Origin of the sequence: Promineifilum sp. (SeqCode) (genome assembly GCF_041918635.1) — a bacterium.
Lineage (GTDB): Bacteria > Chloroflexota > Anaerolineae > Promineifilales > Promineifilaceae > Promineifilum.
Genome location: NZ_JAYRVJ010000692.1, coordinates 1 through 5,872 on the forward strand (window position 1 = coordinate 1; position 5,872 = coordinate 5,872).

General features: G+C 64.3%; 6 protein-coding genes. 3 read left to right on the forward strand and 3 right to left on the reverse strand.

Annotation, left to right across the window (positions count from 1 at the left end; all coding sequences use genetic code 11):
• The coding region (locus tag ACE3UY_RS20285) for an enoyl-CoA hydratase-related protein (RefSeq protein ID WP_374689299.1) at positions 1 to 264 on the forward strand (264 nt) is incomplete at its 5' end.
• 207 nt (positions 265 to 471) lie between these two features.
• Positions 472 to 633, forward strand: coding sequence for a hypothetical protein (locus ACE3UY_RS20290; protein ID WP_374689300.1), 162 nt, complete (start codon positions 472 to 474; stop codon positions 631 to 633).
• A gap of 118 nt (positions 634 to 751) precedes the next feature.
• Here the strand turns inward: ACE3UY_RS20290 and ACE3UY_RS20295 are convergent, their stop codons facing one another.
• Entirely contained in the window at positions 752 to 2,560 is a 1,809-nt protein-coding gene (locus ACE3UY_RS20295) for an ABC transporter ATP-binding protein (protein ID WP_374689301.1), read from the reverse strand.
• A 220-nt stretch (positions 2,561 to 2,780) separates the two neighbouring features.
• Between ACE3UY_RS20295 and ACE3UY_RS20300 the strand changes: the two genes are divergently transcribed.
• Positions 2,781 to 4,073 (forward strand): hypothetical protein, encoded by a 1,293-nt coding sequence (locus tag ACE3UY_RS20300; RefSeq protein ID WP_374689302.1) that lies wholly within the window; start codon positions 2,781 to 2,783, stop codon positions 4,071 to 4,073.
• Between the two features lie 38 nt (positions 4,074 to 4,111).
• On the opposite strand, the gene trxB is transcribed toward ACE3UY_RS20300, so the two are convergent.
• Together trxB and ACE3UY_RS20310 are read right to left on the reverse strand one after the other, a co-directional pair.
• Positions 4,112 to 5,044: a thioredoxin-disulfide reductase gene (gene trxB / locus ACE3UY_RS20305; protein WP_374689303.1), complete on the reverse strand. Its 933-nt coding sequence runs from the start codon at positions 5,042 to 5,044 to the stop codon at positions 4,112 to 4,114.
• Positions 5,045 to 5,191: 147 nt separating this feature from the next.
• A partial coding sequence (locus ACE3UY_RS20310) for an NAD-dependent deacetylase (RefSeq protein ID WP_374689304.1) occupies positions 5,192 to 5,872 on the reverse strand: 681 nt, incomplete at its 5' end.

Below are 5,872 nucleotides of genomic sequence, written 5' to 3' on the forward strand. Positions count from 1 at the left end.
CTGCGTCACGGCCTGATCAACCGCGTCTATCCGGTCGAGGTGTATTTGGAGGAGGCCATTCGCCTGGCGGGGGAGATCGCCGAGCGCGCCCCGGTCGCCGTCCGGTTGGCCAAGGAGGCGGTGAATGCCGCGTTCGAGTTGCCGCTGCGGGCGGGCATGGATTACGAGCGGCGGCTATTCTACATGCTGTTCAGCACGGCGGACCAAAAAGAAGGGATGGACGCTTTCATCAACAAGCGCAAGGCGCAGTGGACGGGCAGCTGATCGGGCCTAGAATTCCGCCGCTGTTATCAGTTTGTTACCGACTTCTTATCTATTGTTACCATCTTATTACTGTAAAGGGGTAGACAGGCCGGGTGTAAACCGCTATAATGCTGGCATCGTAGGTAATACAGTCTAGTCGATCACTCTTACGAAAATTCTTACGGTGGATGTAACATCAGCCTTCCACCGCCTGTAGAGGTAAGCGCGATGACCTGGTTTTTACTGTTCCTGGGTGCTTCTGTCTTCTGCTCCATCTTCGTCCTGGCGGCCGGTATGCTCTCCTCGCGGATGAATCGGCGCGAACAGCTCGTCGAGAACTTCTATACTGAGGTACGCGAGAAGTCTGGCAACGCCCCGGCCACTGAGTAAGCCCCCCGGCCGGACACGCGGCCGCGCGAAGAATCAGGCCTTCTGTCTGAATGATGACAGCCGCCCATTGTGGGCGGCTGTTTGCGTTTATTGAGCAGGCCCGCCGGGACGGCAGCGCTCAGGCCACGTTGGCCGCGAACTGCATGTGGTAGAGCCGGGTATAGAGGCCATCCGGGTTGAGCAGGAGCGAGGCGTGCGTGCCCTGTTCCACGATCTCCCCCTTGTTCATCACCAGCACCCAATCGGCGCTCAGCACCGTGCTCAGCCGGTGGGCGATGACGAACGACGTGCGACCGACCATCAGCCGCTCCAGCGCCTCCTGCACCAGACTTTCGCTCTCGCTATCCAGCGAAGACGTGGCCTCGTCCAGGATGAGGATGCGCGGGTTCTTCAGGATGGCTCGGGCGATGGCGACGCGCTGGCGCTGTCCGCCGCTCAGTTTCACGCCGTGCTCGCCGACGGTCGTCTCATACCCCTTGGCCAGATCCTCAACGATAAAGCGGTGGGCGTTGGCGTCGCGGGCCGCCTGCTCCACTTCCTCGCGCGTCGCGTCCAGCCGGCCATAGCGGATGTTATCGTAGACGCTGCCGGAGAACAGGACCGTCTCCTGAGGCACAATGCCGATCTGCTCGCGCAGGCTCTTGAGCGTCACGCAGCGTACGTCATGGCCGTCAATGGTGATGCAGCCGTCGCCCACGTCGTAAAAGCGGGGGATCAGGTTCACCAGCGTGCTCTTGCCCGCGCCGCTAGGCCCCACCAGGGCAATCAACTGCCCCGCCCTGGCCTGGAAGGAGATGCCGTTGAGAACGTCAATCGCCTTGGTGTAATGAAATGAGACATCCCGAAAGATGACGTCGCCGGCGACCGGCGGCAGCGGGATCGCGTTCGGCGCGTCGGTGATGTCCGGCGGTGTATCCAGCAGACTGAACAGCCGCTCCGACGCGCCAATGGCCGCCTGGAACTGGCCGTAGAGGTCGGCCATGATGGCGACGGGCGAGGCCACCAGGACGGTGTAGATCAGATAGGCGACGAGATCGCCGGGCGTCAGCCGGCCGAGGATGACCTGTGAGCCGCCGTAGTACAGGATGCCGGTGATGGTGATCGAGGCGATGAGGGCGATAATGGGGGCCAGCATGGCGTTGATTCGCGCCCGGCGCATGGAGGCGTGGTAGAGTCCCCAGACGCGCTCGGTGAAACGGCCGATCTCATAAGGCTCGCGCGCGAAGGACTTGACGATGCGTACGCCGCGCGTCGTCTCCTCAGCCACGTTGGCGACTTCGGCCAATGCGTCCTGCACCAAGACGGAGGCGTCGCGGATGCGGTTGCCCAGCCGGACCATCGTCAGGGTGATAATGGGCACGACGAGCAGGATGAGCAGCGTCAGCCGCCAGTCGAGCCAGAAGAGCAGCCCGGCCGCGCCGATGATGGTGATGACCTGGCGCAGCAGGATAACCAGGTTCCAGGTCATCGACTGTTGCAGGAGGGCCACGTCATTGGTCAGCCGCGAGACCAGTTCGCCGGTGCGCCGGTCGGCGTAGAAGCTAAAGGGCAGGATTTGCAGATGGCTGTACACGTCGATGCGGATATCAGCCACCGCCCGCTCGCCGGTGCGCGCCAGGCTCATCTGCTGGATGTAGGTGAATAACGCCTGGAAGGTGAAGACGGCCAGCAGCGCCAGTGTCACCCGGTTCAGGTCGCCGAAGTCCTTGCGGACGAAGACGAAATCGACCAGGTTGCGGACGACAAGCGGCAGCACCAGCCCCAGCAGCGAACTGATGATAAGAGCCACTACGGCAACGGTCATCCAGCGCCAGTAGGGGCGGACGTAGCGCAGCAGGCGGCCAAAGGTAGCGATGTCGCTGCGGTTGATCGGAGGAGGGGGAACGTCGGGTTTTTCGGCCAGCCGGCCGCGTCGTCTCAGGCGCACAGGATAGCTCCAGGAATCATGAAACCTGATTGTACCCCCGACTCCGCGAAACGTAACAGTTGCGCCGAGGGTGCACTCCCTATACGTGCTCTATCCATGGATGGCGCACGGCGCACCGCCTGCGTCTCAAAAATCTGCGCAATCTGCGGATTCTCTTCATCCATTAAATGATGCTGAAGTTAGGCGGCGCGATTGGGCCAGCGGGCATACTATATAGACCATGCTGCGACGCGCCTGGCTCATCATCCGGCTCACACTGTTGTTCTCTCTAGCCCTGGTGCTCCTCGCTCCGGAGTGGCCCGCTTTTGGCGACCCCGCCTTCCAGTTCAGGGCCATCGTCGGCCAAAGCCATCAGTTCGACTTCCTGGCCTGGACGACACGCGCGCTGCTCACCAAGGCGCGCGCCCTGCTATCCGGTACTCACACTTACCTTAGCGAAGAGACGCAAAAAGAGTTCGTCCTGACTTACCTGGCGCAGATCGGTCGTGCCCGGGCGCTGGAGTTCGAGATCGAGGGCATCTACGCCGACCCAACGCTGAGCGACCCGGCGACCGTCGCCGCCGATAAACAGGCCGAGGTGGACGCCCTGCGCCGCGAGTTGGCCTGGCGGCAGCCGTTGGCCGAGGAGATTGTGCAGCGCCAGGTGGCCGCGGCGCTGACGGACGAGGGGTTGGGCCTGAGCGGTCTCACCTGGCCGCCGGTGCTGATGACCATGTCGCCCGTGCCCACCATGCTCATCGTCTCGCCGCGCGACCGCATCGAGCAGGTCGATCAGGCGGCGCTCGTGCCCGGCCTCTCCACCGAGACGAAGGAGGAGATGGAGAACGCCGTCTTCGACCGGTTGGACGAGTCGGCGCTGGTGGTGCCCATCGGCGGTCTGGGGATATACCCGGCCATGATCGCCGAGACGAACAACATGCAGTGGCTCGCCCAGGTGACGGCCCATGAGTGGACGCACCACTGGCTCTCCTTCCGGCCGCTGGGCGTGCGCTATCTGGAGACGGCCGAATTGCGCGTCATCAACGAGACGGTGGCCTCGCTGGTGGATCGGGAGATGGGGGAAAAGGTGATGGCGCGCTCCTACCCCGAACTGCTGGCCCCGGCGATCACTCCCCTGTCGCCCAGGCCGGTCGAGGCGGCCGACGCGCCGTCCTTCGACTTTAGCGCGGAGATGGCCGAGACGCGCAACACAGTTGACCGGATGCTGGCTGCCGGCGAGATCGAAGCGGCCGAGGCGTACATGGAACAACGGCGGCAGGTCTTCGTCAACAACGGCTACCTGCTGCGCAAGCTCAACCAGGCTTACTTCGCCTTCTACGGGGGGTATGCCGCCGAGCCGGGCGGCGCGTCGGGCGCGAGTCCCATCGGCCCCATGCTGCGCGAGATCCGCGAGGCCAGCCCCTCTTTGCGCGCCTTCCTGGTCAGCGTCGGGCGCATTGACAGCTACGAGGCGCTGGTCGAGCTTTACCGCGAGGTGACCGGCAAAGACCCGGCGGCGTTGAGCGGTTCGTAGTAGGGGCGGGTTTCAAACCCGCCCCTACAGTATAGACGCTACTCCTGCGCGCTGAGCCACCGCTCCAACTGCATCGCCGCGGCCACGCCCTGGCCGACCGACGTGGCGATCTGCCGGTAGTGCGGGTCTTGAATCTCGCCCGCGGCGTAGACGCCGGCGACGTTGGTGCGCATGAACTCGTCGGTGATGACGTAGCCGTGCTCGTCCATCGCCAGCTGCCCTTCCAGGAACTTGCTGTTGGGATAGTGGCCGACGAAGATGAACACGCCGTCGGTCGGCATCGCCTTGGCCTCGCCCGTCTGGACGTTGCGCAACTGGACACCGGTGACGACGCCGTTCCCCTGAATCTCCTCGATGACCGTGTCCCAGATAAAGTTCATCTTCGCGTTGGTGAAGGCGCGCCGCTGGAGCGTCGCCCCAGCGCGCAGCGAGTCGCGGCGGTGGATGACGGTGACGTTATTGGCGAATTTGGTCAGGAAGATGCCCTCTTCCATGGCGCTGTCGCCGCCGCCGACGACGACCACGTCCTTGCCCCGGAAGAAGAAGCCATCGCACGTGCCGCAATAGCTGACGCCGCGGCCGATGAACTCCGTCTCGCCCGGCACGTCGAGATGCTTGGGCGACGCGCCGGCGGTGACGATGACGGCGTCGGCCACGTAGGTCTGCGCGTGGGTCTTGATGGTGAACGGCGGCCCGCTGCGCAACTCCACCTCGGTGACTTCTTCGTAGGCGAAGCGCGCGCCAAAGTGCTCGGCCTGCTGTTGCATGATCTGCACCATTTCGGGGCCGGTCGGCGTCGATTCGGGGTTGTAGAGGCCGGGGTAGTTCTCGACCTCGTAGGTGATGGAGATTTGGCCGCCAGGCTGGTTGCCGGTAATGACCAGCGGGCTGAGTGCTGCCCGCCCGACGTAGATGGCCGCCGCCATGCCGGCCGGGCCGGAGCCGATAATGATGACACGTTCCTTTTGCATACCTCTTCCCGTCTCGAATAGCGTGGGAGAGACCGAGATGGGATGTCCCCACCGCGGCGCGCTCCCCCGCGAGATTGCGCGGCGCTGCCATACCGGAGCGCCTCAACTGCTCCCTTCTCTCTCTGGACACGGCTGCGGGGTCGTTTCTTACTCGCCGTTCAATTCATTGTACTGTTCGCGCGGCTGCGAATCAAACGGAGGCGGCAGGAACGGGGCGACCAGGCGCGGCAGCACCTCGGCCACGTCGGCGCGAATGATGACGTCAGCCTCATCGTCCAAATGGGTCGGCCGGTAGTTGACCATGATCAGGCGCGCGCCGTTTTCGCGGGCCAGCGCCGGCAGGTCGCCGGCCGGGGCCACCTCCAGCGACGACCCGGCCACCAGTATCAGGTCGGCCGAACGCGCATGCAGTTGGGCGGCCTTCATGGCTCGTGGGGGCAGCATCTCGCCGAAGAGGACGACGTTGGGCTTCATGACGTGGTGGCAGCGGCGGCAGCGGGGAATCTTGCCCGTCGCCATGAAGTCGTCCAGCGCGGGGCCGGCCGGCGCGATGTCGTGGCAGGCCAGGCAGACCACTTCGCGTAGATGGCCGTGCACCTCGAAGATGTTGCGCGAGCCGGCGCGGCCGTGGAGCAGATCGATGTTCTGGGTGATGAGCGCCCGCAGCCGGCCGGCCTCCTCCAGTTGAGCCAGCGCGACGTGGGCCGGGTTCGGCTGTGCGGCCAGGACGACGTGCAGGAGGGGGCGCAGCCAATCATAGAAGGCTTGCGGCCGGTGGCGGAAGGCGTAGATTGTCGCCACCTCGGCCATATCGACCGCTTTTTCCCA